The 25,630-nt window shown below is 67.1% G+C and carries 23 protein-coding genes; 9 read left to right on the top strand and 14 right to left on the bottom strand.

The window, feature by feature from the left end; all coding sequences use genetic code 11:
• Positions 1-87 precede the first annotated feature (87 nt).
• The 5 genes from FBZ89_RS04540 to FBZ89_RS04520 form a co-directional block, all read right to left on the bottom strand.
• Positions 88-372, bottom strand: a complete 285-nt coding sequence (locus tag FBZ89_RS04540; protein WP_145748819.1) for a 4a-hydroxytetrahydrobiopterin dehydratase — start codon at positions 370-372, stop codon at positions 88-90.
• Between the two features lie 11 nt (positions 373-383).
• A complete protein-coding gene (locus FBZ89_RS04535) occupies positions 384-1,073 on the bottom strand; it encodes an SDR family NAD(P)-dependent oxidoreductase (protein WP_145748818.1) in 690 nt (229 codons plus the stop codon).
• 14 nt (positions 1,074-1,087) lie between these two features.
• Positions 1,088-2,407 carry a fumarylacetoacetase gene (fahA, locus tag FBZ89_RS04530; RefSeq protein ID WP_186457196.1) on the bottom strand — a complete coding sequence of 440 codons (1,320 nt, stop codon included), beginning with the start codon at positions 2,405-2,407 and terminating at the stop codon, positions 1,088-1,090.
• Complete coding sequence (hmgA, locus tag FBZ89_RS04525) at positions 2,404-3,723, bottom strand: homogentisate 1,2-dioxygenase (RefSeq protein WP_246172035.1); 1,320 nt, start codon at positions 3,721-3,723, stop codon at positions 2,404-2,406. Before hmgA ends, fahA begins: the two co-directional genes overlap by 4 nt.
• Before the next feature lie 233 nt (positions 3,724-3,956).
• On the bottom strand, positions 3,957-4,427 hold the full coding sequence (locus FBZ89_RS04520; RefSeq protein WP_145748817.1) for an Lrp/AsnC family transcriptional regulator: 471 nt from the start codon (positions 4,425-4,427) through the stop codon (positions 3,957-3,959).
• A gap of 155 nt (positions 4,428-4,582) precedes the next feature.
• On the opposite strand from FBZ89_RS04520, the gene FBZ89_RS04515 reads away from it, so the two are divergent.
• Together FBZ89_RS04515 and FBZ89_RS31415 are read left to right on the top strand one after the other, a co-directional pair.
• Positions 4,583-5,776, top strand: coding sequence for an amino acid aminotransferase (locus tag FBZ89_RS04515; RefSeq protein WP_145748816.1), 1,194 nt, complete (start codon positions 4,583-4,585; stop codon positions 5,774-5,776).
• A complete protein-coding gene (locus FBZ89_RS31415) occupies positions 5,773-6,165 on the top strand; it encodes a Rieske (2Fe-2S) protein (protein WP_246172034.1) in 393 nt (130 codons plus the stop codon). Before FBZ89_RS04515 ends, FBZ89_RS31415 begins: the two co-directional genes overlap by 4 nt.
• A 140-nt stretch (positions 6,166-6,305) precedes the next feature.
• On the opposite strand, the gene galE is transcribed toward FBZ89_RS31415, so the two are convergent.
• Positions 6,306-7,328: a UDP-glucose 4-epimerase GalE gene (galE, locus tag FBZ89_RS04505; RefSeq protein ID WP_145748815.1), complete on the bottom strand. Its 1,023-nt coding sequence runs from the start codon at positions 7,326-7,328 to the stop codon at positions 6,306-6,308.
• Between the two features lie 78 nt (positions 7,329-7,406).
• Positions 7,407-8,786, bottom strand: coding sequence for a glycosyltransferase family protein (locus tag FBZ89_RS04500; RefSeq protein ID WP_145748814.1), 1,380 nt, complete (start codon positions 8,784-8,786; stop codon positions 7,407-7,409).
• 262 nt (positions 8,787-9,048) lie between these two features.
• On the opposite strand from FBZ89_RS04500, the gene FBZ89_RS04495 reads away from it, so the two are divergent.
• The 7 genes from FBZ89_RS04495 to FBZ89_RS04465 all read left to right on the top strand — a co-directional run bounded on the left by FBZ89_RS04495 (position 9,049) and on the right by FBZ89_RS04465 (position 16,688).
• Positions 9,049-10,416 (top strand): glycosyltransferase family 4 protein, encoded by a 1,368-nt coding sequence (locus FBZ89_RS04495; protein ID WP_145748813.1) that lies wholly within the window; start codon positions 9,049-9,051, stop codon positions 10,414-10,416.
• Positions 10,417-10,562: 146 nt separating this feature from the next.
• Positions 10,563-11,666 carry a GDP-mannose 4,6-dehydratase gene (gene gmd, locus FBZ89_RS04490; RefSeq protein WP_145748812.1) on the top strand — a complete coding sequence of 368 codons (1,104 nt, stop codon included), beginning with the start codon at positions 10,563-10,565 and terminating at the stop codon, positions 11,664-11,666.
• The gene (gene fcl, locus FBZ89_RS04485; RefSeq protein WP_145610270.1) at positions 11,635-12,609 is read left to right on the top strand and encodes a GDP-L-fucose synthase; all 975 of its coding nucleotides are present in this window, start codon (positions 11,635-11,637) and stop codon (positions 12,607-12,609) included. Before gmd ends, fcl begins: the two co-directional genes overlap by 32 nt.
• Positions 12,610-12,757: 148 nt before the next feature.
• Complete coding sequence (locus FBZ89_RS04480) at positions 12,758-14,302, top strand: lipopolysaccharide biosynthesis protein (RefSeq protein WP_145748811.1); 1,545 nt, start codon at positions 12,758-12,760, stop codon at positions 14,300-14,302.
• On the top strand, positions 14,299-15,132 hold the full coding sequence (locus FBZ89_RS04475) for an FkbM family methyltransferase (RefSeq protein ID WP_145748810.1): 834 nt from the start codon (positions 14,299-14,301) through the stop codon (positions 15,130-15,132). The genes FBZ89_RS04480 and FBZ89_RS04475 overlap by 4 nt, the downstream gene beginning before the upstream one ends.
• Before the next feature lie 115 nt (positions 15,133-15,247).
• Positions 15,248-16,201 carry a hypothetical protein gene (locus FBZ89_RS04470; protein ID WP_145748809.1) on the top strand — a complete coding sequence of 318 codons (954 nt, stop codon included), beginning with the start codon at positions 15,248-15,250 and terminating at the stop codon, positions 16,199-16,201.
• 73 nt (positions 16,202-16,274) lie between these two features.
• Positions 16,275-16,688, top strand: coding sequence for a hypothetical protein (locus tag FBZ89_RS04465; protein WP_145748808.1), 414 nt, complete (start codon positions 16,275-16,277; stop codon positions 16,686-16,688).
• Positions 16,689-16,724: 36 nt separating this feature from the next.
• Here FBZ89_RS04465 and FBZ89_RS04460 read toward each other — a convergent pair whose 3' ends face one another.
• The 7 genes from FBZ89_RS04460 to FBZ89_RS04430 all read right to left on the bottom strand — a co-directional run bounded on the left by FBZ89_RS04460 (position 16,725) and on the right by FBZ89_RS04430 (position 25,606).
• On the bottom strand, positions 16,725-16,994 hold the full coding sequence (locus tag FBZ89_RS04460; RefSeq protein ID WP_145748807.1) for a hypothetical protein: 270 nt from the start codon (positions 16,992-16,994) through the stop codon (positions 16,725-16,727).
• Between the two features lie 39 nt (positions 16,995-17,033).
• Positions 17,034-18,461 (bottom strand): hypothetical protein, encoded by a 1,428-nt coding sequence (locus tag FBZ89_RS04455; RefSeq protein ID WP_145748806.1) that lies wholly within the window; start codon positions 18,459-18,461, stop codon positions 17,034-17,036.
• A 74-nt stretch (positions 18,462-18,535) separates the two neighbouring features.
• Positions 18,536-19,960, bottom strand: coding sequence for a hypothetical protein (locus FBZ89_RS04450; RefSeq protein WP_145748805.1), 1,425 nt, complete (start codon positions 19,958-19,960; stop codon positions 18,536-18,538).
• Positions 19,957-21,156 (bottom strand): glycosyltransferase, encoded by a 1,200-nt coding sequence (locus FBZ89_RS04445; RefSeq protein WP_145621193.1) that lies wholly within the window; start codon positions 21,154-21,156, stop codon positions 19,957-19,959. The genes FBZ89_RS04450 and FBZ89_RS04445 overlap by 4 nt, the downstream gene beginning before the upstream one ends.
• A 183-nt stretch (positions 21,157-21,339) precedes the next feature.
• Positions 21,340-22,851 carry an undecaprenyl-phosphate glucose phosphotransferase gene (locus tag FBZ89_RS04440; protein ID WP_145748804.1) on the bottom strand — a complete coding sequence of 504 codons (1,512 nt, stop codon included), beginning with the start codon at positions 22,849-22,851 and terminating at the stop codon, positions 21,340-21,342.
• Positions 22,852-23,034: 183 nt separating this feature from the next.
• On the bottom strand, positions 23,035-24,297 hold the full coding sequence (locus FBZ89_RS04435; RefSeq protein ID WP_186457195.1) for a glycosyltransferase: 1,263 nt from the start codon (positions 24,295-24,297) through the stop codon (positions 23,035-23,037).
• The gene (locus tag FBZ89_RS04430; RefSeq protein WP_145748802.1) at positions 24,287-25,606 is read right to left on the bottom strand and encodes a glycosyltransferase; all 1,320 of its coding nucleotides are present in this window, start codon (positions 25,604-25,606) and stop codon (positions 24,287-24,289) included. The genes FBZ89_RS04435 and FBZ89_RS04430 overlap by 11 nt, the downstream gene beginning before the upstream one ends.
• Positions 25,607-25,630: the final 24 nt, after the last annotated feature.

Below are 25,630 nucleotides of genomic sequence, written 5' to 3'. Positions count from 1 at the left end.
GGGGGATGCGGGTTGGTGGAGGCGATCACCTCTAATCGCCATTGCCCCCCGTGCGCAAGTGCGGTGATGCCGATTGTGTCCCGAAGGTCAGAGGACGGGCAACAAACGGTCGATGGCCTGGGCCATGTCCACGTCGCGTTGCGACAGGCCGCCGGCGTCGTGGGTGGTCAGCCGAATGTCCACGCGGTTGTAGACGTTGAACCATTCCGGATGGTGGTCCGCCTTTTCCGCCAGCAGGGCCACCTGGGTCATGAAGCCGAAGGCGGCGCGGAAATCGGTGAAGACGCAGCGACGGGTGATGGCGTCGCCCTCCGGCGTCACGGTCCAGCCGGGCAGGGGGGGAAGATCGGCGGCGTTCAGGCGGGCAACCATGGGGCGCTCCTTCAGTCGGCGGTGGGGGCGGTGACGGGGATCAGGGCGCCGTTGATGGCGCGGGCGGCACGGCTGGCCAGGAAGACGATGGCGTCGGCCACGGCCGCCGTGGCGGTCCAGGTCTTGGGATCGACGCCGGGCATGTCCGCGCGGTTCTGCGGCGTGTCCATGACCAGGGGCAGCACGGCGTTGACGCGGATGCGCCCGCCCAGCTCCGCCGCCAGGCTTTCCGTCAGGCGGGCGACGGCAGCCTTGGACGCGGCATAGGCGCCCATGCCGATGCCCGCCCTCTCCGCCGCCGCGGCACCCACGTTGACGATGGCGCCGCCATCCGACAGGCCGCCCTCGGGCACGATGGCGGCGCGGCACATGTTCAGGCAGGTGCGGGCGTTGATGGCGAACAGCTTCTCCCACGCGGCAGGATCGCCGTCCGCCACCGTCTGCCAGCGAAAGCCGCCGGCGACGTTGACCAGCACGTCGGCGCCACCCATGGCCACCTTGGCTTGTTGGAAGGCGGTACGGGCGGCAGCCTCGTCCGTCAGATCCACACCGCCCAGGTGCAGCACGCCCTCCGTCACGACGGCGGGTGCGGGCGCATGATCGACCACGGCGACGTGATGGCCGGCCGCCCGGAAGGCCTGGGCCACGGTGGCGCCCAGGACCCCGGCGCCGCCGGTGATGATGACCTTCTGCTGGGTCATGGCTTTCCCCTTTCTCAGATGTTCAACGCCGGCGTCACCTGGCCCCGGCAGTCGCCGAAGCCGATGGAGACATAGCCGTCGGCCACGGCGCGGCCGGCCAGGATCAGCTCATCGCCATCGGCCAGGAAGGTGCGCGTCTCGCCATTGGGCAGGGTGATGGGCGCCTTGCCGCCCCGGGTCAACTCCAGCAGGCTGCCCACGCCACTGTCGTCGGGGGTGGAGATGGTGCCGGTGCCCAGCAGGTCGCCGGGGTTCAGGTCGCAGCCGTTGCAGGTGTGGTGCGCCACCAACTGCGCCGCCGTCCAATAGAGGTTGGTGGCGGGACCGGTGCCCAGGCGGTGCGGGGCCTCCTTGTCCTCGCGCATCTTGGGCGTGCGGATCAGCACGGACAGCTCGATGCCATAGGCGCCGCGCTCCTGATCCGTCTCATCCCACAGATAGGGCAAGGGCTTGGGGTCGTCGGGGCCGCGCGCCGGCTGGCGGGTGCGGAAGGGGGCCAGCGCCTCTGCCGTCACGATCCAGGGCGACACGGTGGTCAGGAAGTTCTTGGCCAGGAAGGGGCCCAGCGGCTGGTATTCCCAGGCCTGCAGGTCGCGGGCCGACCAGTCGTTCAGCAGGCAGAGGCCCGCGATGTGGCTGTCCGCCGCGCCGATGGCGATGGGCGTGCCCAACTCGTTGCCCGGGCCAATCCAGATGCCCAGCTCCAGCTCCAGGTCCAGGCGCTGGCTGGGGCCGAAGGTCGGCGCCTCCGCATCCGGGGCCTTGCGCTGCCCGTTAGGCCGGCGTACCTCCGCCCCGGTCACGCGCACGGAAGAGGCGCGGCCGTGGTAGCCGATGGGCACATGCTTGTAGTTGGGCAGTAACGGGTTGTCGGGGCGAAACTGCCGGCCGACGTTCAGGGCGTGGTGGATGCCGGCGTAGAAATCCGTGTAGCCACCGATGGCGGTGGGCAGATTCAGGGTGCAGTCCGCCGCGTGGTAAAGCAGGCCTTCCACGATGCCTTGGTCATCGCTGCCGGTGGCCAGCAGCTGCGACAGCCGGCGGCGCAGCGCCCGGCGCGGGCCCGCCCCCAGGGCCAGCAGCGGGTTCAGCGTTGGGCCGCTGGCGGCGATGGCGGCGTCCAACGCATCCCCCGTCAGCAGGCCGGACCGGCCGGCCTTGGCCAAATCCAGCACCCAGTCGCCGATGGCGACACCGCCGCGCGGCGCCTCATTCCGGGTGCTGAACACGCCCAGGGGCAGATTCTGGATGGGGAACTCGGCGTGGCCGTTGGCGCTGCTGACCCAGCTGGTCAGAGCCGGGTTGTGGGTCTCATCGATCAGGGGAATGTTCATCGCGGCAGCTCGGCCTTGGTGAAGCCCGCCCAGCAGTCATCATAGTCCAACTGCATCAGCGGGGTCTCGGTGGCGAAACGGGTGGGGCGGATGACCCAGCGGCTTTCGAACATGAAGGCCATGGTGTTCTCGATCTTGTGCGGCTTCAGGTCCACCGCCACCGCCCGCTCGTAACTGGTGCGGTCGGGGCCGTGGCCGCTCATGCAGTTGTGCAGCGAGGCGCCGCCAGGCGCGAAGCCGCCGGCCTTGGCGTCGTACTGGCCGTGGATCAGGCCCATGAATTCATTCATGACATTGCGGTGGAACCAGGGCGGCCGGAACGTGTCCTCCGCCACCATCCAGCGCGGCGGGAAGATGACGAAGTCGCAATTGGCCGTGCCTGCGATTTCCGACGGCGCGGTCAGCACCGTGAAGATGGACGGGTCCGGATGGTCGTAGGACACGGTGTTGATGGTGTTGAACCGCGCCAGGTCGTACGTGTAGGGCGCCAGGTTGCCGTGCCAGGCCACCACGTCCAGAGGGCTGTGGTCCAGGGTGGTGGTCCACAGGCGGCCCTGGAACTTCTGCACCACCTCGGTGGCCTCATCCACATCCTCGAACCAGGCGACGGGGGTCAGGAAGTCGCGCGGGTTGGCCAGGCCGTTGGCGCCGATGGGCCCCAGGTCGGGCAGCTTGAACGGCGCGCCGTAGTTTTCGCAGACATAGCCCCGGGCGGCGCCGTCCGGCAGCAGGACGCGGAAACGCACGCCGCGCGGCACCACGGCGATTTCGCCCGGCGCCACCTCCAGCCGGCCCAGCTCCGTCTCCAGGCGCAGGCGGCCCAGCTGCGGCACCAGCAGCAACTCGCCGTCCGCGTTGTAAAACACCCTTGCCGTCATGGGCTGGTTGGCGGCGTAGAGGTGAATGGCGATGCCGTTGTTGGTGCCCACGTCGCCGTTGCCGCCATAGCTCACCAGCCCGTCGACGAAGTCGGTCGGCGCGTCGGGCAGGGGCAGCGGATCCCAGCGCAGGCGGTTGGGCGTGGGCGGCACCTCATCGAACGGGCCGGACCGTAGCAGGCTGGCCCGCCCATAGGCCGTGAACGGCGCGTGGCTGGCGGTGGGGCGCAGGCGGTACAGCCAGGAGCGGCGATTCTCCGTGCGTGGGGCGGTGAAGGCGCTGCCCGACAGTTGCTCGGCATACAGGCCGAAGGGCACCTTCTGCGGTGAGTTGCGGCCCACGGGCAGGGCGCCGGGCACGGCCTCGGTCGCGACGCTGTTGCCGAAGCCGCTCATCATGTCAAAGGGCGCGTTGTCTCGGATGCTGTCCTGGGTCATGGCCGCTGCCTCCACCAGATCGTTTCATTTGAAACGATATAAGGGGCGATGTCCGCCGCTTGTCAAATGGATAAACGCCACCAGTTTCGGGCCATCAGCGTAGATGGGCGGCGGCTCCCGCGAAAACCTTTCAATCGCGCTGGCGGAACCCGGCAGGCCTGAAAAGGTTTCGCGGCCCAAACGCCATCGGTGAAAGGCCATCGGTGAAAGGAAGGCACCGGAAATGGAAAAGATCAGATCGGCAGGGCGGTGGTGTATTTCACCTGGCTGAGCGCGAAGTGCGAGGCGGCGGCGGCCACGGCCGGGTGGGCCAGCAATTCCCGCATCAGGAAGCGCTCGTAGCTGGCGACATCGGCCACCACCACCCGCATCAGATAATCCCATTCGCCCGACATGCTGTGGCAGTCCATGATCTCGCCGCGCGTCTGGATGAAGGCCTCGAATTCCTGCCGGTCCTTGGTGGCGTGGCTTTTCATGCGCAGCTGGCACATGACGCTGACGCCCCGGCCGACCTTGGTGGCGTCCACCAGGCGCACGGTGGCGCCCAGGATGCCGGCCCCCTCCAGCGCCTTGATGCGCCGCCAGCACGAGGCGGGGGAGGCGCCCACCTCCTCCGCCAGGGCGGCGTGGCTCAGGCTGGCGTCGCGTTGCAGGGCGCGCAGGATGCGGTGGTCGATTTCATCGAACTGATCAATCTCTTTCATTTTTCCCAATCCGGCGAAATGCGATTCCCATATCGGGTTCCCGTGGCGCGTCAATGAAAGGACATTGTCACAGGTTTCGCATAAAATCATTCAGCAACGATAGGGGTGCCGCCACTGGGGGCGGATCCAGCCCCGCCCATAAGGGAGTCTCCACGATGTCCGCCCCGACGCCTTTCGACGCGCTGACGCCGCAGCCCGCCGATGTCCTGCTGTCCCTGATCGCTTTGTACCGTGACGACCCGCGGCCCAAGAAGCTGGACCTGGGCGTGGGCGTCTATCGCGACGACAGCGGCGCCACGCCGGTGATGCGCGCCGTCAAGGCGGCCGAGGGCCGGCTGCTGGAGACGCAGGGTAGCAAGAGCTATCTGGGCCCCGAGGGCGACATCCGCTATACCGAGCTGCTGCAGCCTATCATCTTCGGCAAGGCGATGCCGGCCGACACGATGGTGGGGGTGCAGACGCCCGGCGGCACCGGCGCCCTGCGCCTGGCGGCGGAACTGGTGAACGCCGCCCAGAAAAACGCCAAGGGACCTGGGGCCAAGGTCTGGCTGGGCACGCCCACCTGGCCCAACCACGCGCCCATCATGACCTCCGCCGGCCTCACCGTGGCCACGTACCGCTATTACGACCAGGCGACCCAGACCATCCTGTTCGATGAGATGATGTCGGCCCTGAAGGGTGCCGCCGCCGGCGACGTGGTGCTGCTGCACGGCTGCTGCCACAACCCCGTCGGTGCCGACCTGGACCAGGCCCAGTGGCGGGCGGTGGCCGATGTGGTGGCCGAGCGCGGCCTGATCCCCCTCATCGACCTTGCCTACCAGGGCCTGGGCGACGGGCTGGAGGAGGATGCCGCCGGCGCCCGCCTGGTATTGGATGCCGCCCCGGACGCCCTGGTGGCCTATTCCTGCGACAAGAACTTCGGCCTGTACCGGGAACGCGTGGGCGCCCTTTACGCCAAGGGCGGCACGCCCGCGCGCACGGCGCTGATGCGCTCCAACATCCTGTTGCTGGCGCGCGTCAACTGGTCCATGCCGCCCGACCACGGCGGCGCCCTGGTGCGCGTCATCCTGGACGACGCCGGGCTGACCGCCGAGTGGCGGGCGGAGCTGGACGCCATGCGCACCCGCATCAACCAGGTGCGCCAGGCCTTGGCCGCCGGTGACGCCTGGCTGGCCCCCCTGGGGCGCCAGCGCGGCATGTTCTCGCTGCTGCCCCTGTCGCCGGAGCAGGTGGCCCTGCTGCGGCGCGACCATGCCGTCTATATGGTGGGCAATGGTCGCGCCAACCTGGCCGGCCTGACGCTGGCCACCGTGCCGCGGTTCATCGACGCCCTGCGGGCCGTGCGTTGAGCGACGCGCCCGTGCCGGGCGGCATCCGCCCGCGGCTGACCCGGACACCGGCCGGGGTGCGCTTGTGCGCGGTGGCGGAGCTGGCGCCGCTCAGCGCCCGCAACTTCGTGCTGGAGATCCAGGGCGACCGTTTCCACGGCTTCGTTGTGCGGCGGGGGGAGGCGGTCATGGGCTACGTTGATCGCTGCCCCCATGCCGGCGTGCCCCTGGCCTTCACCCTGGACGACTACCTCGCCCAGGACCTGACCGGCCGGGACGTCATCCGCTGCAGCTGGCACAGCGCCTTGTTCGACATCGATACCGGGCGCTGCGTCGCCGGACCGTGCCCCGGCCAGGGCTTGCTGCCCTGGCCGGTGACGGTGCGCGACGGTTTCATCGAGACCCTTTGATTGTCCCTCACGCGCCGGGCGCGGGCATCCGCCTGCTTGGCTTCCTCACTGCGCCCCCCATTACGTTACCTGGCGGTGCTCGTTTCGGCGGACGCGGTCGCGTCCTACGGCGGCTGCACGCCGCTGGTGGGATCATGCGATCATGCGGTTTTCCGTGCTGCGGCAACCCCCGCCTCCTGCGAGGCCTGCAGTTCGCGCAGGCGGCGGCGCCAGGCGTCGGCGATCTGCACGTCCAGGCCGCCGCGCTCCGGCGTCCAGTCCAGGATGCGGCGGGCTTGGGTGGCGTCGCCGACCAGGGACGGCGGGTCGCCCGGCCGGCGGGGGCCGACCTGCCAGGGGATGGGCAGGCCGGTCACTCGCTCCGCCGCCTCCATGACCTCGCGCACGGAATAGCCGTTGCCGTTGCCCAGGTTCAGGGCCATGGACGGGCCGTCGTCCAGCAGGTGCTTCAGCGCCAGGATGTGGGCCTGGGCCAGGTCGCTGACGTGGATGTAATCGCGGATGCAGGTGCCGTCCGGCGTGGGATAGTCGGCGCCATTGACCGTCAGCCCGTCCTTGCGGCCGAGGGCGGCGTCCAGCACGTTGGGAATCAGGTGCGGCTCGGGGTCATGGTTCTCCCCCAGGTCGCCATCCGGGTCAGCGCCGGCCGCGTTGAAATAGCGCAGCACGACGGCGCGCAGGCCCCAGGCGGGTTCACAGTCGGCGATGATGCGCTCCATCATCTGCTTGCTGGCGCCATAGGGGTTGATGGGCGCCTGGGGGTGGCCCTCGGTGATCGGCACCCGTTGCGGCACGCCATAGACGGCGCAGGTGCTGGAGAACACGAGATTGGTGACGCCGGCGTCGCGCATGGCTTCCAGCAGGCCAACGGAGCCGGAGACGTTGTTGCGGTAATACAGCAGCGGGTCGCTGACGGACTCGCCCACATGGGCATAGGCCGCGAAATGCATGACGGCGCAGGGATCGTAGTCGCGCAGCACGGCGGTCAGCCGGTCCACATCGCCGATGTCGCCCACCTCCAGCGGGCCATACAGCACGGCCTCCCGGGGACCACGGCTGAGATTGTCATAAGTGACGGGGCTGAACCCCGCCTCGGCCAGCGCCTTGCAGGCGTGGCTGCCGATGAAACCGGCGCCGCCGGTCACCACAACGGTGTCGCTCATAGCCTATTCCCTTCACAGTCTTCTCCCCGACAACTCGGGGGGCTTTTGATGGGTCCGCGATAAATCGGCGGCGGCGGATCAGGAGGCGGGGTGCGGTTGCATCCCCTTCTCAACTGGCGGCTTTTCCATCGGGGTCGCGGCCCGCCGGGCGAAAAAACGGCACAGGGCCCGGATCTCCTCACCGGCGACGAAGGTCTCGTCGGGCAGGGCCAGTAGGCGCTGCCGCTTGCGTTCGTACTCCTCGACCGTCAGGTCCTGGAAGAAGCGGACCATGGTATCTTCCAGCGGCGGCTCGAAACCCCAGCCCACATCGTGTCGGCGCACCAGGCGGTCGACCTCGAACCCTTGGACACTGAGACAGGGCACGCCGAAATAGCCCGCCTCGTAGAAGCGGTTGGGCAGCAGCCAGCGTGAATTGTGCTCGGTGTTTTCCAGGTCCAGCGCCCAGGCGAAATCCACGCCGGCGTACATGTCGGCCAATTCGCCCGGATGGTCGTAGCGGCCGCCGTAAACGATGTTGGGGCAGGACTCCAATGTTTTGAAGAAGCGCTTCTCATCCACCGTGGTCAGCACGCCGCGGAAACGGATCTGCAGCCGATCGGGCAGGCGCTGGGCCAGGCGGTGCATCAGGTCAACCGTCTGCTCCCCCCTGATCAGGCCGAAATAGCCGATGACCCAGGGGCGGTGCGGCGGCATCAGGGGCTTGGTGCCGGCGGCCTGGGCCCCGGCGGGTTGAATCTCGGCCGCCACCGTGGCGGCGGGCTTCGGCCGTTCGGGCAGGCCGACACGGGGCAGCTTGTTCTCCACCAGCAGCCATGGGCCCCGGAACTTCTGCGTGGGCGCGTAATAATGCCGATGGAAGCCGGGGGAGGACAGCACCAGCAGCTTCACCTGGGTCAGGCACAGGCGTTCCACCAGGCGCAGCAGGAAAGAGCGCAGGCCGTGGGCCACGAACATGGGCTGGATATCCAGCACCTCGTAGGCCACCTCCGCCCGCCGGCTGATGAACAGCTTCATGACCAGGGCCAGCAGCAGCTGGTCGATGTTGCGGGCGTACAGGATGGTGGCGTCGGTCAGGCGCGGGCGGTGGCGGAAGATGACGCGCAGGGCGCCCGCCAGAGCCTGCAGGCGATGGGCGTACTTGCCGTCCACGGTGCGGCCCAGCAGCACGTGGGGCCAGGGCGGCCGATAGCCGCTGTTGTACCGCTCGCGCTCAAACCCCAGGACCAGGACGGGCAGGCCGTTGTCCAGGAATTCCCGCACCCGTTTGATGGTGCTGACATCGGTTACGTCCTGGGTCAGGAACACCACGCCGGCCTTGTCCGCCGGAGCGGCGCCGGGGCCGACGCGCTGGGCCATCCAATCGCCCAGGACGTCACCGCCGGGCATGCCGCCCTGCGGCGTCGCGGCGGTGTCGGTGGGTGAAACGGCGGCGGTGGCAGCCTGACTATTGTCCATCAATGCTGCACTGGGAATTCTTGACGGCACGGAGCGTCCCCATTAGCGGCCAATGCGAAGTAATTCATCATGGACCTGGGCGGATTTTCCGTGCTGTGACAAAACAGGGCCGTCTTATCATTAAAGGGCATATGCCTTTTTTCCGTTGGGGTAGCCCCTGTGACTGAAATGGGGCAGATAAAGCACCCCCGGTCACAGGTTGGTCACTGGCGGGTTTGACGCCGGGATTGTTTGATTTAAGCCACGACATCAGCGGGTTCATGTGTCCGAACCACCTATCCACAACGCCGCGGCGCCGGACGGGTTTCTAGGCACCTCCGATCCCGCCGCCGATCAACCGACCGGAGTGACCAAGGCCGTGGCCGTGCACACCCCCCAGTCCCAATCGCATCCGTCCGGGCGCCCCGTGCAGCCGCCGGTTTTCGGTGGGTTTTCCGGGGAAGAGACGCCCGCCCGCCCGGTCATCACGGAGGGTGAGGCGGGTGAGCGCCGTTTTGACCACGTGGCCATCACCTCGGTCTTCGGCGATCCCGCCCATCCCCGCACCTGGTCGGGGGCCCCCCGCAACCTGGGCGTGGCCCTGGAAAAGCTGGGCGTGACGGTGGAGGGCTTTCACCCCCACCTATCCAAGACCTTCAAGATGGGCTTGGCCGCGCGCCACGTGATGGGCGGCTACGGCAGGCTCATGACGTCGGAGCAGCTGTACCGCGCGGCCCCCGCCCGGCGCCATCTGGCGCGCCAGCTGGCGGCCAAGGCGGCGGAGCGCGGCACCCGCCACATCATCCATACCGGCGCCCTCGACCTGCCGGCGGTGGAGGCGCAGGCCACGGCCGATCCCATGGCCGACCGGGCGCACCGTATCCACCACTACCTTTATTGCGATCACACCTGGGCGCTGGCGGCGGAGCATCGCCCCGACATCGCCGGCTACAGTGCCCGCGCGCTGGAAGCCTATGAGGAGCTGGAGCGGCGGTCGCTGCACTGCGTCGACCACATCTTCACCTTCGGCCGCTATGTGCGCGACCACATCATCAGCCATTACGGCGTGCCGGCGGCGCGGGTGACGGCGGTGGGTTCGGGCATGGGCGACATCAAGCCCTACATCGGACCCAAGGATTACGCCAAGCCCAAGTTGCTGTTCGTCTGCAAGCACCTGTTCCGGGAAAAGGGCGGCGAACTGGTCATCGAGGCCTTCCAGCAGGCGGTGCTGCGCCGGCCGGACCTGACCCTGACCATCGTGGCCGACCCCTCGGTGCGTGACCGGGTGCCGGAGCATCCGGCCATCGACTTCCGGTCCGCCTTGCCATGGGTGGAGTTGCAGGAGCTGTACCGCCGTTCTTCCCTGTTGGTGCAGCCCATGCTGAACGACCCCTGGGGCCAAGTGTACCTGGAGGCGCTGATCTCCCGCACCCCCGTGCTGGGCTTGCGCCGCAACGGCCTGCCCGAGATCACCGGTGACGGCCGCTACGGCTTCCTGGCGTCGCACGCCGACCCCCAGGTGTTGGCCGATCTCATCATCCACGCCGTGTCCGATCCGCAGCGCCTGGCCGTCATGGGCGCCCGCGGCCAGAACCACGTGCTGGAAACCTACACCTGGGACCGCGTCGCCCGCGCCGTGCTGTTCCCGTGAGGGCACGGGCGCGCCGGCCGGCCGCCAGGACAAGGGGCGTCTAGAACAAGGGAAAGAAGCGCCCCCGCGAACAACAACCCTGAAGAACAGAACCCCCAAGATTTTGCTGAAAACAGCGATCAACCCTTTGATGAACGGAGCAGCGTATGTCGAATAGAACCGCGTTGATCACCGGTATCACCGGCCAGGACGGGTCTTACCTGGCCTCGTTCCTACTGGCCCGTGGTTATGTGGTCCACGGCCTCAAGCGCCGTTCGTCGTCCATCAACACCGACCGGCTGGATCACATCTACCGCGATCGCCATGAGGGCGGCTTCGAGTTCTCTCTGCACTACGGCGACATGACGGACAGCATGGTGCTGACCCGCCTGATCGCCGAGACGCGGCCGACCGAGATCTACAACCTGGCCGCCATGAGCCACGTGGCTGTCAGTTTCGAGATGCCCGAATACACCGCCAATGTGGACGCCACCGGCACCCTGCGTCTGCTGGAGGCGGTGCGGTCGCTGAAGATGCAGGACGATGTCCGCTTCTACCAGGCCTCCACCTCCGAACTCTATGGCGGCATCAGCAGCGAGCCGTTGTCGGAGACGACGCCCTTCCATCCGCGCAGCCCCTACGCGGTGGCCAAAATGTACGGCTACTGGATCACGGTGAACTACCGTGAGGCGTACAACATGCACGCCTCCAACGGCATCCTGTTCAACCATGAATCGCCGGAGCGTGGCGAGACCTTCGTCACCCGCAAGATCAGCCGCGCCGTGGCCGCCATCGAGCGCGGCCTGCAGAATTGCCTGTACCTGGGCAACCTGGAGGCCCGGCGCGACTGGGGCCACGCCCGCGACTATGTCGAGGGCATGTGGCTGATGACGCAGCAGGACAAGCCCGACGACTACGTGCTGGCCACCGGTGAGGCGCATTCGGTGCGCGAGTTCGTGGAACTGGCCTTCCACTGCATCGGCCGCCCGCTGGTGTGGCGCGGCGAAGGCGTGAACGAGCGCGGCTACTGCCGTCGCACCGGCAAGGTGCTGGTGGCGGTCGATCCGGCCTACTACCGCCCGGCCGAGGTGGACTTCCTGCTGGGCGACCCGACCAAGGCCAAGACGGTCCTGGGCTGGGAGCACAAGATCGCCTTCGAGGAACTGGTGTTCGAGATGGTGAACGCCGACCGCGCCCTTCTGGATCGCACCCCCGTCAAGCAGTGGGAAGGACAGCACGATGCACAAGCCCCCTTACGAGCTGCGCAATAAGCGCGTCTGGGTCGCGGGTCACCGCGGCCTGGTGGGCTCCGCCCTGGTGCGGCGGCTTGAGCGGGAGGGATGTGATGTCCTGACCGTCGGCCGCCACCACTGTGACCTGCGCAACAGCGGCCAGGTGGACAAGTGGATGAAGGATCTGCGTCCGGACGCCGTCTTCCTGGCGGCGGCCCATGTCGGTGGCATCCATGCCAACGACACCCGGCCGGCGGAGTTCATTTACGACAACCTGATGATCGAGGCGAACATCATCGACAGCGCCCACCGCTCGGGCGTGGAGAAGCTGTTGTTCCTGGGCTCCTCCTGCATCTATCCGCGGATGGCGCCCCAGCCCATCCCGGAAGAGGCGCTGCTGACCGGCCCGCTGGAGCCGACCAACCAGTGGTACGCCATCGCGAAGATCGCGGGCATCAAGCTGTGCCAGGCCTACCGCCGCCAGTACGGCTGCGACTTCACCTCGGTCATGCCGACCAACCTGTACGGTCCCGGCGACAACTTCGACCTGATGGCCAGCCATGTGGTGCCGGCCCTGATGGTCAAGGCGCACAAGGCCAAGCAGGAAGGCGCCAAGACCTTGGAAATCTGGGGCAGCGGCACGCCCTTGCGCGAACTGCTGTTCGTCGATGACGCCGCCGACGGCATGGTCTTCGTCATGAAGCACTATTCCGAGGAGGAGCCGCTGAACCTGGGCAGCAGCCAGGAGGTCTCCATCGCCGAGCTGGCGGAACGGATCTGCCGGGTGGTGGGTTTCCAGGGCCAGATCGTCCACGACCGCAGCAAGCCCGACGGCACGCCCCGGAAGATCATGGACAACAGCCGCCTGGAGGCCTTGGGCTGGCGGGCGCCGACGTCGATCGACGACGGCCTTGCCCAGACCTATCGCTGGTATGTGGAGAATATCGGCTCCGTCCGGGGCGCGCCGGTGGTCCATGCCTGACAGCGACGATCCCCGGGGCGCCGGCTCTCCCCGCCGCCCGGGGCGTCGCCGCCAATGCCCGGTTCGGCGATTGCCCTCGCCGGGCCGGGCATTGGTTCCACCCCAACAACGGCGGTCCGCACTTCAGGGCCGCCGGTGAGAGGTGTTAATGCGTGATCGGAACGGCGATCTGAATACCGCCCACCTGATCGGTGACATCGGCCGCCGGGCGACCCGCGGGGGCACGGTCATGCTGGGGGCCCAGGTGGTGAAGCTGGTGGCCCAGTTCGGATCCGTCATCGTGCTGGCGCGCGTGCTGGCGCCGGCGGAATTCGGCCTCATCGCCATGGTCGGCGCCATGACCGCCCTGTTCGAGATCGTGAAGGAACTGGGCTTGTCCGCCGCCACCATGCAGAAGACGGACATCACCCACGAACAGGTCAGCGCCTTGTTCTGGATCAACACCGGCGCCGGCTGCCTCATCGCCGGCTGCCTGGCCCTGGGCGCACCCGCCATCGCCCGCTTCTACGGGCAACCCGACCTGGAAGCCGTCACCCGCTGGCTGGCCCTGGGCTTCGTCATGAGCGGCGCCACGGTCCAGCATTGGGCCCTGCTGCGCCGCCAGATGCGTTTCTCCGCCATCGCCATCGCCGAGACGGGCAGTGAGCTGATGGCCTTCGTCGTCGCCGTGGTCCTGGCCTTCCAGGGCTGGGGCCACTGGGCCCTGGTGGCGCAACGCCTGGCCGCCCCGCTGCTGGTCATGACCGGCTGCTGGATCCTATGCCGATGGCGACCGTCGCTGCCCCGGCGCACGCCGGGCATCCCTGAGCTGCTGGGCTTCGGCCTGTCGGTCTCGGGATGCGGTATCCTGGCCACCCTGGCCCGCAGCATCGATCAGATCCTGGTGGGACGATTGTTTGGCGCCGCGACCCTGGGCCTGTATGAACGCGCCGCGCGTCTGGTGCTGGTCCCCATCAACAGCATCAACGCGCCGCTCTATTCCGTGGCCATGCCGGCTCTCAGCCGCCTGGTGGATGAGCCGCAGCGCTTCCGCCGGGCGTTCGGTGTCCTGATCGAGCGGGTGGCCATGGTTACCATGCCGGCCGCTGCCGGTGCCGCCGTGGCCTCCGACTGGGTGACCAACCTGCTGTTCGGCCCGAAGTGGGAGGCGATGTCCCCCCTCATCACCTGTTTCGCCCTGGTGGCTGCGGTGCAGCCGACGCTGATGACGGCCGGCCTGATCTACCTGCCCCAGGGGCGGTCCCGCGATCTGCTGCGCTCCACCGCCATCGACGTGGCCCTGGCCATCGCCTCCTTCGTCGCCGGCATCCCCTATGGTGCCGTGGGCGTGGCGGGGGCGTATGCCGCCATCGGCCTGGTCATACGTCTGCCGGTTTGCTTCTACCTGGCGGCGGGGCAGGGGCCGGTGACCCAGCGCGATCTATATCTGCGCATCACGCCCTCGGTGGTGGCGTCGCTGGCCGTGGCCGGCGTCGTCTGGATCTTGAGGAACGGCGTGATGCCTGAGAGCCTGCTGGCGGCGCCCCTGGTGGCCCTGGCGGTGGCCGCGGTGGTGGGCATGCTCACCGCCGGGGTGGCCTTCCTGCTGATGCGGCCAAGCCGGGACGCCATGACCAGCTTGGTCCGGTCCCTGTTCTCCCGGCACCCGCCGCAGCCGGTATCGACGACCTTCGCCGAGGAGGTGGCTGAATGATCCCCGGTGCGCTGAGACGCGGCGCGAAGCAACTGGTTCGCACCGTCTGTCCCACGCCGATGATGCTGTGGCTTGAACACAAGTATTTCGAGCATTTCGGTGAAGCCGAAACCCGCCTGGTACGCCATCTTTGCGAGCCCGGGCGCGACGCCATCGACGTGGGCGCCAACGAAGGCTGCTATATTCACTTCATGCGGCCCCATGCCCGGCGCGTGTACGCCTTCGAGCCGGTGCCCTGGCTGGCGGAGCGCCTGGCGGCCAAGTTCGGTGACGACGTGGTGGTTTACCCCACGGCTCTGTCGCAAACCTCGGGCATGGCGCAACTGCACATCCCCGTGGTGGCGGGACAGCCGGAGACCGGCTTGTCCACCCTGTCGCCCACGGCGCTGGCCGACCAGCCCGCGCAACGCGAGCTGAAGGTGACCTCCTCCCCCCTGGACGCCGTCTATTCCGGCGATGTCGCCTTCATCAAGATCGATGTGGAGGGGCATGAGGAGGCGGTGCTGGAGGGCAGCCGGGACACCATCGCCCGTTCCCGCCCCCGCATCCTGGTGGAGATCGAGGAACGGCACGCCCGGGGTTCCATCGACCGCATCGCCCGCTTCTTTGACGCCATCGATTACCAGGGCTATTTCCTGTACCATAACAAGCTGCGCACCCTGGACGACTTCGATGTCGCCACCATGCAGCGTCCGGAGGACATCCAGGACTACCGCCCCGGCTTGGCGCGCAGCCAATTCGCCGACTATGTGAACAACTTCCTGTTCCTGCCACGGCAGGAATCCCCCGGCACCCTGGCCAACATCGCGGCCGAGCTGGCTCAGGAATAGCAGGTTCCGAAAAGCGGGGGTCGGGCCGGCGACATCCGTCGCCGGTACTCGCGCGCAAGTTGACAAGAACAAATAAAGAACATATGTTGCCCTTCCAACAACAGGGAGGGCGATCATGGATGGCTGGCAGCGTCGACACCGCGTGAGCAACGGCCCCGGCGGCCTGGGCGTCAGTTGCACGGCCGAGGGCCTGGCCCTGGCCGGCGTGCCCCTGTTGGCCAAGGGCGCCGGCGGCTTCCAGGCCCGCCCGGCGGCCGAGGTGGCGGTGCTGCTCCAGCGCGCCTATGCCGGCGCGGACCCTGGCACCACCGTGCTGCCCGGCCTGGCCAAGATCGCCGATGCGCTGAATCGGGGCGACCTGACCCAGGCCATGATCCGTGCCGTGCACCTGCGCCTGCCCGAACTGGATTGGGACGCCGCCGTCCGGTTGGCGCGGGCCAATGACAACCTGGCGAAGTACAGGGATAATCAGCCCCGTGATGAGGATGGGCGCTGGACGGCTGATGGCGGCAGGGTAACGGACGTTATACCGTCCCACGAGGGCTTCGATGTAAAAACCAACACCCAGCTGCAAGCTCAAGATGCGGAGAAAAAGGATGAGGTCTTCGACGTAAAGGCGGAAACAATTCTGAAGCCAAAAGACGCCGAGAGGTTGTTCAATAACCAAATAAAGGAATTGCGCGCGGCGGGTGTGTTGCCAACCCAGAGCCAAATTATGGGAAACTTATTTCCAGATTTCAGATTTGTTCCGAAATTCGCAGTTCGATGGCCGGATAAAAGTGTTCATAAATTTGATTCATTAAAGGAGGCGCAAAAAGCGGCATCAGAAGGCGATGGCAGGAGGATTATTGGTGGCCATACGTGGGGAAACTACAGCGAGATTTATATGACTGCTGCCGCACAAGCCGAAATCCCCGGACTGAGATCCACATCACCTGAAAAGACAATGAGATTTGTTATTATGCATGAATGGGGGCATCAAGACCAAGGGAGAGCGTGCCAAGATAATGAGGCGTGCGCTGATAATTTTTCGCTCCATCATCAGGGAGCCGACAATGCGCATCATTAAACTGATTAGGGGTGGATGGATATGCAGTATTCTTTCGACTCTATCATGCTCTGTACTTATATGCCTTTTTCTCATGTGGAAATTCCCGCCAACGTCACTCTATGCAGAAGACGTGGAGCAGGCTGCACTGACGGCTCTGTTGAATTTCCTCGAAATGAATAAAGGGCTCTCGGGAGAGTATTATTTTTCTGTTAATGGCTCAGATCCGAATGATCAAATAATAAACTTGATAAAGCATAAGTACCCTGATGCAATCATTCACAAATTTAGTGAAAGCAAGGGATATGAGTTCTGTCTTGGAGTTTACCTCGTTGGCGAAGAAAAGAAATGTGCGCCATATCCTTTAATGGATGCTAATTTCATCGCAATGCCAATGTGGCACGTTGCGCTGGTTTCGGCCGGTGTATGGGGGTGCGGAGGTCCATTCTGGGTTTTTAAGGCATTCGGCCGATGGATCGTGCTTTCAGAACACGTCAGCTGCACTTAATGCCGGCGATGCGATTATGAGAGTAGCGTTGACCCCCTAAACCAGCAATCCTGAGGCTGGCAGCCGGTTTTCAACGGTAATCGGCTTAGGCTGCCGCGGCGCCTGGGGCGCCTTATCGGACATCGTGGCGGACAGGGCGTAGGCTGCCCGCATCAGGGCGGCGGCGGCCCGCTGTTCTGACGGGCTGGGCGGCAGGTCGATGGCGCCGCCGAGGTCGACGGGGGAAAGGGCATCGTCCCCCGGACGCTCGGGCGCGCTCTCGGGCTCCGGCTCGGTGGGGGAGGGGGCGATCGGCCAGGTGTCCATGGGATGCGCCCCCTTGTCGTCAGGTCGGTGGTCGTCGGATCAGTGCAGGGCCGCCAGCGGCGGGATGGTGGGCGGGGCGGGCGGCAGGGCCGCCGCCGGCAGGATGGCAGGCTCCAGCGGGGCGGGGACGGGGGCCGCGGCCGCCCGCTTGGCCTGGGCGTGCAGCACGCTGCAGGCGCCGATGAGGAACAGCACGGTCCAGGTCTTGGGGCTGACATAGGCGCCTGAGGCCTGGCCCAGCACCGCCCAGGACAGCCAGCACATCATGACGGCGCGCACGCCCAGCGCGCGCAACCAGCCGCTGATGGCCAGGATCATGACGATGCCGCCGCACAGGCCCAGATAGACCCAGTGCAGGAAGAAATAGTTGATCAGCACCTCGTTGGGCTCAGGGATGTTCCACAAGGGGCTGAACGCGCCGGAGCGCAGGAAGACGTCGGCGATGTTGTCGCTGACCAGCTGCTCCCCCGTCAGGCCCACGCCCAGGATGGGGTGGTGCTTGACCACGTCCACCGCCACCAGGAAGGGGCCGATGACGCGGTAGAAGAAGCTCTCGTCATTGCCTGAGGCGATCTCGTGCAGGCGGTTGGCGTAGACCGTGCTGCCCACGATGGCGAAGGCGGTTATGGCCAGGATGCCCACGGCCGCCAGCTTGAGGATGCGGGTGGTGGTGGACTGGCTGGCGTCATCGCTGGGGCCCAGCTCGTGCAGCGCCAGCAGCAGAACCAGCAGCAGCAGGGTGGGCCCGGGCATGGCCACCATGGCAGCGGCCGTCATGGCCAGATAGCCCAGGCGCTTGTACTTCCAGTCGCTGGTCAGCAGCCAGGAAAAGGCGAACAGGGTGTAGGCGAAGGTGACGGCCGACGGTTCCGTCGTGAACAGCTTGGGCCGCACGCGGCCATACAGCATCTCGTCCCGGATGTCTGACTCGTAGATGCCCTGGTGATAGATCGCCAGGCGCACGGCGTCGCTGATGCGGTTCAGACCGGCATAGCTTTCCAGCAGGGTGCCGATGACGATGGTGATGATGAACACCAGCATCAGGCGCGAGAACGCCGACGCCCCCGCCTCCACCACCGTCAGGAACAGGGCGTAGGAGATGACCAGCGAATACATCATCTGCAGCAGGCCCGTGGTGCGCTTGGACAGCAAATCCAGGCCTGGCGCGTAGAGGATGGAGGCCAGCAACAGCAAGGTCACGCCCAGGAAGGCCGCCAGCCCGGTGGGAGAGATACGGTGCCGCCGGCGCCACAGCAGAATGACCCCGGCCATGCCGGCGATGGCGGCGGGGAAGGGCACGCTGGGCGTGATCTGGATGGAAAAGCCGGTATAGATGCCCAGCAGGAAGATCACCAGCAGGACCCAGTCGGTGCGGGCCATGCCCGGTCCGGGCGCCTCCACCCCCCAGGATCGCTGCGGCGCCCATGCGCCGATGTCAGGGGCCGTCCACTGGGTCACAAGGGTCATCACTCTGCCTCGGGGCTTGGTGGCTATGGTGTCAGAACCGGTCTTTTTCAGCTGTGCCGGCCAGGGGAAGCTAACTAGGGACGATGTCGGGGTCGGCCATTGCCGCCGATGGCGACCAGCGTGCCCGGCGGATAAGGCCGGGGTGGTGGGGGAGGGGCCGGGATGGGCGCCGACGGCGCCGTCTTCCGCTTGTGGGCCTCGGCGTGCAGGATGCTGCAGGCCGCGATCAGCATCAGCACGGTCCAGGTCTTGGGACTGACATAGGCGCCGGAGGCCTGGCCCAGGATGGCCCAGCCCAGCCAGCACAGCGCCAGGGCGTGGACACCCAGGCTGCGCAGCCAGCCGGTGATGGCGAGCATCAGCACCACGCCGCCGCATATGCCCAGGTAGACCCAGTGCAGCCAGAAGTAATTGGTCATCACCTCCTGCGGATCCGGGATGCTCCACAGGGGGGAGAAGGCACCGGACCGCAGGAAGACGGTGGCGATGCTGTCGGCGATCATCTGCTCGCCCGTCAGGCCGATGCCCAGGATGGGGTGGTTCTTCAGCACCTCCACCGTCACGAGGAAGGGGCCGATGACGCGGTAGAAGAAGCTCTCGTCATCGCCATTGGCGATGTTGTCCAGGCGGGCGGCATAGACCGAGCTGGCGATGATGGCGAAGGCGATCAGGGCCAAGGCGGCGATGACGCCGATCTTGATCAGACGCACGCTCAGCAGGGTGCGGGTGTGCTCTTCCCCCTTCGGCACCATCTCGTGCAGGCCCAGCAGCAGCAGCATCAGCAGCAGGGTGGGTCCGGGCATGGCCACCATGGCCGCCGCCATCATGGCGAGATAGCCGAAGCGCCTGTATTTCCAGGTGCTGGTCAGCAGCCAGCAGAAGGAGAACAGGGTGTAGGAGAAGGTGACGGCCGATGGTTCCGAGGTGAACAGCTTGGGCCTTACCTTGCCGTACAGCAGTTCGTCCCGGATGTCGGCATCATAGACGCCGGAGGTATAGATCTTCTGCCGCACGGCGTCGCTGATGGCGGCCAGGCCGGCGTAGGTCTCCAGCAGGGTGCCGACGATGATGGTCAGGATGAAGACCAGCATCAGCCGGCAGAAGGCGGCCGGTCCCGCCTCCACCACCGTCAGGAACAGGGCGTAGGAGATGGCCAGCGAATAGATCATCTGCAGCAGGCCGGTGGTGCGCTTGGACAAGAGGTCCAGCCCCGGCGCGTACAGGATGGAGGCCAGCAGCAGCAGGGTCACGCCCAGGAAGGCGGCCAGGCCGGCCGGCGAGATGCGGTGCCGCCGGCGCCACAGCAGAATGACCCCGGTGATGCCGGAAATGGCGGCGGGGAAGGGGACGTTGGGCGTGATCTGGATGGCGAAGCCGGTATAGATACCCAGCAGGAATCCCACCAGCAACACCCAATCCACAACCCCCAGCGGCTGGCGTTGCGCGGCGCTGTCTTGGGGAACGGCGCCGTATCCCGCCCATTCTGTCCAGGTCGTCATGCCGCGCTGATGGCCGTCAGCAACTGCGGCCCCCTGCTGGTCCAGTGGAAACTGTCGCGGCAGGCGCGATAGGCCGCGTCCTGCAGGTTGTTCAGGCGGTCCAGGTCGTCGATGGACTGGACCACGCCCATGGCCAGATCCTCATGTCCCGGGTACAGCAGGATGCTCTCCTCCTGCTCCAGCGGCACGCCGGCTACGGAGCCCTTCAGGGCCAGGATGGGCAGGCGGTTGAAGACGTAATCCAGGACCTTCAGCTTGAAGCCGCCGCCGTTGCGTTCCGGCACCAGGGCGATGCGGGCCGCGTCCATGTGGCGGCGCACGTCGTCCACCGTGCCGGTGAAGCGGGTGGCCAGGACGCGCTTGCGCATGCTGGCCAGGAAGGTGGCGTCGCCGCTACCCACCACCTCCAGCTCCACGCCGTTGGCGGCGAAGATGGCATCGGCCACGCTGATGAACTCTTCCAGGTTCATGCGCTTGGCGATCCAGTCGAAGCTGCCGACGATGACGGCGCGGCGGGGCAGGTCGCGGCTGATGGGCTTCTTCTCGCGCTCCGTCGCGCGATAGCCTGGGGTCAGCACGGCCATGGCCTTGTCGGGCCAGTGTTCGCGATAGAGGTCGGCGTCGTCGGGGGTGATGGCGGTGATCAGGTCCGCCTCTTTCACGATGGCGCGTTCCAGGTGCGTCACCTTGGCGGCATCGAAGCGCATGGCCTGGTGCTTCAGCAGGTTGGATTGGTTTTGCGCCAGTTGGGCGCGCAACGATTCCTCGTGGTTGTGGGAGACGTACACCAGCTTGGGCCGGTTGTGGCGGTCGGGGTAGCGGCGCAGGAAGTCCGCCAGCGCCCATCCCGATCCGATGCCGTCCAGCACGACGCTGTCCCACGATTCCGTCGCCAGCAGGCGGCGCACCCGGGCATGCATGTCCGGCGTGCCGCAGCGGTGGGCGATGTTGGGCAGGGGGGATCGCAGGCTGCTCCAGCGGGAACGGGGCTTATGCTCCGCCAGGTGCCAGGCGATGGCGCCGGCGCCGGGCGTCTCGCGCGCGCCATCGGCACGCTTGCCGTCCGGACGGCTCAGCCCCAGCACCGCCATATCGGCGCCCGCTTGTGCCAGGCTGCCGATCAGCCCCCCGGAATAGATGAACTGTCCGTTGTGGGGCGGATCGGGGTCGGCCAGCGTGATCCAGAGGCAGCGCATGGGCTACGGTCCCTTCTGTGGTGGTCTATCGCCGGCGCCCTCAGGCGCCGGGTGCGGGCATCCGCCCGCTTGGCTTCCTCAGTTTCCAGTCCACCGCGTTCCCCGGAACCTTCCGGCGGGTGCGTTTTCATGGGGACGGGGCGCGTCCTACAACGGCACGAGGCGAGCCCGATGCCGTTGATGTCAGTAGGCGTTCTTGGTGAAGATGCTGCTGGTGATGGTGCGGGCGATGATTTTCAGGTCGCCCAGCACGGTCCAGGTCTCGATGTAGCGGAGGTCGTGCTCCACCCGCTTCACGATGTGCTCCACCGTGCTGGTCTCGCCGCGCCATCCGCTGACCTGGGCCAGGCCGGTGATGCCGGGCTTCATGCGGTGGCGGCTGTCGTAATGGGCGACGGCGTCGCGGTACAGCAGGCCGCCGGCCTTGGCCGACTGGGCGTGCGGGCGAGGGCCGACGATGGACATCTCGCCCCGCAGCACGTTGATGAACTGCGGCAGCTCATCCAGGCTGGTGCGGCGCAGGATGCGGCCCAGGCGGGTGATGCGGGGGTCGTTGCGCTGCGCCAGCTTCTCGGCGTTCGCGTCCGCCATGTGGTGGTACATGGAGCGGAACTTGTACACCTCGATCAGCTGGTTGTTATAGCCGTGGCGCTTCTGCTTGAAGAGGACGGGGCCCTTGCTTTCCAGTTTGATGGCCAAGGCGATGGCCAGCATGATGGGCGAGATCATGACCAGGATGATGGCGGCCAGCACCCGGTCCTCGACCGTCTTGGCGATGGCCCGCCAACCGGTCAGCGGGTGGCTCAGCAGGTCCAGCACCGGCGGCTCATCGCCGGCACCCTCGCGCCAGCCGCCCGCTTGGCGGTGGATATCCACCTGGTCCAGGCTGATGCCCACGTCCACCGGCGCCAAGCTCAGCTTGGCCAGGGCCGCGGCCAGGGCGTGATTGTCGTCTGACAGCGGCATGGCCAGGATTACCCGGTCCACCCGGCCCTCGCGGATTTCGCCCAGCAGGTCATCCAAACCGCCCCGGATGGGGTAGCCGACGCAGAAGCGGGCGTGGCTGGCGCGGTTGTCATCATAAACGCCCACCACATGGCGGTCGTCGCGCGGGTTGGCGCGGTAGCGGCGCAGCAGGCGCTGGCCCTCCGGCCCGGTGCCGACGATGGCCACGGCCTGGGTCAGGCGCCCGGCGCGCTGGCAGGAGCCTACGGTCAGGCAGGTCGCCAGGCGGCCCGCCACCAGGGCGCCCAGCGCCAGCAGCGACCAGATGGCCAGCCAGCTGGTCATGGGCGGGTCGAAGGCCCCCAGCAGGTACAGCAGCGCGACGAGGCTACCGGCGGTGGCCGCCCAGGCCAGGGCCAGGGGCAGCAGGCCGTCGGTCGGCTTGCACAGGCGGTGCAGCTGCCGCGCACCGGTCCAGCGCAGGGCGTACATGCCCAGCGCCAGGCCGATGATCAGCACCAGGCCGAACAGGGGACGGGCCACGGTGCCGTCCGCCAAGTCGGAGGCGGCCAGGCCGGTGGCCAGGATGGCCAGGGCGTCGACGGCGGCGACGGTGCCGGTGATCACCTGCGGCGCCAGGGGGCGGCCGTTGCGCAGACGATGGGTGTCCGCTGCGGGAACGGCGACCGCCTGGGTTTCCCGCAGCGTGACAAGGGGGGTGGAAAGGGCTTCGGACAGGGCTGGGGGCATGGGTTGGGTTCCTGAATGCGGCGACCGGTGGCCACGGCCGCCCACGCAGGTGCGACGGTCTGGCCAAGGGTGGCTGATCAACAGCCGAGTTCGCCTAAATCAGGCCACGCTTGAATCAAGAAGTCCTGTGACCAAGCTGGGACCTGCTCGCACCTGCGGCAATTGATCCCGGAAATACTCCGATCAGGGAGTGCCCATCAGGCTGGAGAATATTTCGGAAGCGAAGTTCTGAGGACTCTGATGACGGATATAATTGGCCGCCGCCTCTTGATCGAAATAGCTACGGGTGTCGCTCTCCGATATATATTCTATGCCTTTGGAGAGGACTTCGCTATCGGTGGTATCCAACGCGAGACCTAGCCTATGGGTGCGGGCCAAGCAGCCCAGCAGGCCCAAATCCTGGGTCAGCACCGGCTTGCCCGCCTGCGCCGCCCACAGCAGCACGCCGCTGGACCCCACGAAGCGCTGGTAGGGGGCCAGCACGACCGACGCCTCCTTGATCAGGGCGTTGATCTCACCGCTGGTCAGGCGGCGGTCCTCCAGGTGGATCCACAGCTCGGGCTGTTCCTGGATCACCTTTTTCAGGGCGGCATATACCCGGTCGCGCAAGGCGGGGTCCACCTTGCCGGCGATCATGACGCCCACCTTGGCCGCCGCCTCCGCCGGCAGTTGGCACAACGCGTCCAGCAAGGACAGCACGCCCTTGCGCTCGCTCAAGAATCCGAACAGCAGCAGGGTGACGCGATCGGTGGGCATGCTGTCGGCCAGCGACCGTTCCTCCGCCGTCTCGTTCACGAAGGGATGGACGGGATCGACCACGGTGCGCACCTTCCCCCCCTGGCCATAGTGGTCGTGGGCGTAGGTCGGGAAATACGGGTCCAGCGTCAGGACGCGATGGACCGCGGAATTGCGCAGCATGAGGGGGTAGAGCAGGGCCTTGCGCGCGTCGCGCAGCCATTCCTTCAGGCTGGGCTCATAGCTGCCCAGGGCGCGGTAGTGGACCGATGGCCGGAACAGGATGCCGCACAGGCGGCGGCCCCGCGCGCCCAGCGACAACGCCAGGGGCAGGGTCAAATGGTCCAGCGACAGGAAGTGCCCGGCCTCGGAGCCCGTGCGCTCCAGGTACCGGCGCATGACCCACCAGCGGGCGAAGCCGCGCACCGGCAGCAGCGGGTGGCGGCACAGCGCCTGCTCCGACGGCTCCAGCGCCAGCACCTGCACGCGATCCTGGCGGCTGGCGGCGCCATCGGCCGCCAACTCGTCATACAGTTCGCGCGCCACGACGAAGGTGACGCGGTAGTCCCGCTTGTCCGAGGCGGCGAAGTGCATCAGGTGCTTCAGCCACTCGCAGGGGTGGCCCTCCGCGTCCGGCTCGAAGATGACGAAGGAGCGGGGGCCCTCGGCCAGGGGTCTGGCCTGGGCTCCTGCTGGGGACTTACTTGGCATAGAGCGCGTCCAATCGCCGGACCAATCCCCCCAGGACGTGGGACCGGGAATAGTGCTGTTCCACGAAACGCCGGCCGCGCTCCCCCAGTTCCCGGCGCAGGCCCGCATCCCGCACCAGGCGCAGCACGGCCTCGGTGAAGGCCGCTGTGTCGTGGGGCGGTACGCAGATGAAGGCGCCGCTGCGTTCCCGCAGGTGCCATAGGGGGCTGTGCGGGTTGGCCGTGGTGACGAAGGGGCGGCCCACCGCCATGATGTTGAAAATCTTGGACGGGATGGCGAAGGCGGCGGCCTCCGGCTCCTGCGGCACCAGGTGGATGTCGCCCTCGGTCAGGCCCTGGCGCAGCTGGTCGGGGGGAAGCAGGCCGGTGACGCGGACCCGGCGCAGCGCGCGGGCGGCGATCTCCTCCTCCAGGGTGGCGCGCAGGGCGCCGCTGCCCCGCAGGATGATCTCCACGTCGTCGGTCTGGCGCTGCAACTCCTCCGCCATGGACAGGACCTGGCCCAGGCCCTGCTTCAGGCCGAAGTTGCCGCTGTAGAGCAGCCGGGCGGCGATCTTGGGTGCCGGGATGATGGCCGGTCCGTCGTTGGCCGGTACCTTGGGCGTCTCGGGATACAGGCGGTCGGTGTCGACCCAGATGGGCACCACCTCGATGTCCTGCGTCACGCCCAGGTCCCGCAGCTGTTCGGCCATGTGGTCCGTCAGCACGACGATCAGGTCCACCCGGTTCAGCACGGTGCGCTCGCACCAGCGCATCGCCTTCACCAGGCCGCCGCTGGACACCATGTTCAGCCCCTGGGCCATGCCGGATTGGATGTCATGGATGATGGCGACATGCCGGCCGTCGCGCTGGCGGACCAGGCAGCCCAGCGCGACGGTAAGGATGGAAGGACAGAGGCTGATGACCAGGGGCTTGGGCTTGAGCCGGCCCGAGGCGCGGGCCCACAGCCCCGCCAGCAGGAAGCTGGCCTCGGCCAGAATGCGGGCCTTGGCCGATCCCTTGCGGGGGATCATGGCCCGCAGGCGTTCCACCCGCACCCCGTTCAGCACCTCGTGACCGCCCTTGAAGTCCTTGTACTGGGTGAAGACCTCGTTGCCCGGATAATAGGGCAGGCCGGTGAACACCGTGGTCTCGCAGCCCAGCCGGGTCAGCCATTCCGCCAGATCGGCGCACTGCGGGGCAGAGCCGATGAGCTCCGGCGGATAGGCGCGGGTCAAAAGGGCCGCCTGGGGGGAGGGGACGGAGGAAGGAGGAAGATCCATCCCCTTCACCCCCTCTGGCGGCAAGTCACGCAGGGCCTCTTGCTCCATGGGGCTATCCTTAACCGAAGTGGC

Source organism: Nitrospirillum amazonense (assembly GCF_007828045.1).
Taxonomy (GTDB): domain Bacteria; phylum Pseudomonadota; class Alphaproteobacteria; order Azospirillales; family Azospirillaceae; genus Nitrospirillum; species Nitrospirillum amazonense_C.
The sequence above is the reverse complement of the archived record's forward strand: the minus strand, read 5'-3'. Positions and strand labels throughout refer to the sequence as shown.

What these genes read in the sequence shown, in the direction of transcription:
- FBZ89_RS04540 (WP_145748819.1), bottom strand. Translation starts at nt 372, where the DNA reads ATGGTTGCCCGCCTGAACGCCGCCGATCTTCCCCCCCTGCCCGGCTGG.
- FBZ89_RS04535 (WP_145748818.1), bottom strand. Translation starts at nt 1,073, where the DNA reads ATGACCCAGCAGAAGGTCATCATCACCGGCGGCGCCGGGGTCCTGGGC.
- fahA (WP_186457196.1), bottom strand. Translation starts at nt 2,407, where the DNA reads ATGAACATTCCCCTGATCGATGAGACCCACAACCCGGCTCTGACCAGC.
- hmgA (WP_246172035.1), bottom strand. Translation starts at nt 3,723, where the DNA reads ATGACCCAGGACAGCATCCGAGACAACGCGCCCTTTGACATGATGAGC.
- FBZ89_RS04520 (WP_145748817.1), bottom strand. Translation starts at nt 4,427, where the DNA reads ATGAAAGAGATTGATCAGTTCGATGAAATCGACCACCGCATCCTGCGC.
- FBZ89_RS04515 (WP_145748816.1), top strand. Translation starts at nt 4,583, where the DNA reads ATGTCCGCCCCGACGCCTTTCGACGCGCTGACGCCGCAGCCCGCCGAT.
- galE (WP_145748815.1), bottom strand. Translation starts at nt 7,328, where the DNA reads ATGAGCGACACCGTTGTGGTGACCGGCGGCGCCGGTTTCATCGGCAGC.
- FBZ89_RS04500 (WP_145748814.1), bottom strand. Translation starts at nt 8,786, where the DNA reads ATGGACAATAGTCAGGCTGCCACCGCCGCCGTTTCACCCACCGACACC.
- gmd (WP_145748812.1), top strand. Translation starts at nt 10,563, where the DNA reads ATGTCGAATAGAACCGCGTTGATCACCGGTATCACCGGCCAGGACGGG.
- fcl (WP_145610270.1), top strand. Translation starts at nt 11,635, where the DNA reads ATGCACAAGCCCCCTTACGAGCTGCGCAATAAGCGCGTCTGGGTCGCG.
- FBZ89_RS04480 (WP_145748811.1), top strand. Translation starts at nt 12,758, where the DNA reads ATGCGTGATCGGAACGGCGATCTGAATACCGCCCACCTGATCGGTGAC.
- FBZ89_RS04475 (WP_145748810.1), top strand. Translation starts at nt 14,299, where the DNA reads ATGATCCCCGGTGCGCTGAGACGCGGCGCGAAGCAACTGGTTCGCACC.
- FBZ89_RS04470 (WP_145748809.1), top strand. Translation starts at nt 15,248, where the DNA reads ATGGATGGCTGGCAGCGTCGACACCGCGTGAGCAACGGCCCCGGCGGC.
- FBZ89_RS04465 (WP_145748808.1), top strand. Translation starts at nt 16,275, where the DNA reads ATGTGGAAATTCCCGCCAACGTCACTCTATGCAGAAGACGTGGAGCAG.
- FBZ89_RS04460 (WP_145748807.1), bottom strand. Translation starts at nt 16,994, where the DNA reads ATGGACACCTGGCCGATCGCCCCCTCCCCCACCGAGCCGGAGCCCGAG.
- FBZ89_RS04455 (WP_145748806.1), bottom strand. Translation starts at nt 18,461, where the DNA reads ATGACCCTTGTGACCCAGTGGACGGCCCCTGACATCGGCGCATGGGCG.
- FBZ89_RS04450 (WP_145748805.1), bottom strand. Translation starts at nt 19,960, where the DNA reads ATGACGACCTGGACAGAATGGGCGGGATACGGCGCCGTTCCCCAAGAC.
- FBZ89_RS04445 (WP_145621193.1), bottom strand. Translation starts at nt 21,156, where the DNA reads ATGCGCTGCCTCTGGATCACGCTGGCCGACCCCGATCCGCCCCACAAC.
- FBZ89_RS04440 (WP_145748804.1), bottom strand. Translation starts at nt 22,851, where the DNA reads ATGCCCCCAGCCCTGTCCGAAGCCCTTTCCACCCCCCTTGTCACGCTG.
- FBZ89_RS04435 (WP_186457195.1), bottom strand. Translation starts at nt 24,297, where the DNA reads ATGCCAAGTAAGTCCCCAGCAGGAGCCCAGGCCAGACCCCTGGCCGAG.
- FBZ89_RS04430 (WP_145748802.1), bottom strand. Translation starts at nt 25,606, where the DNA reads ATGGAGCAAGAGGCCCTGCGTGACTTGCCGCCAGAGGGGGTGAAGGGG.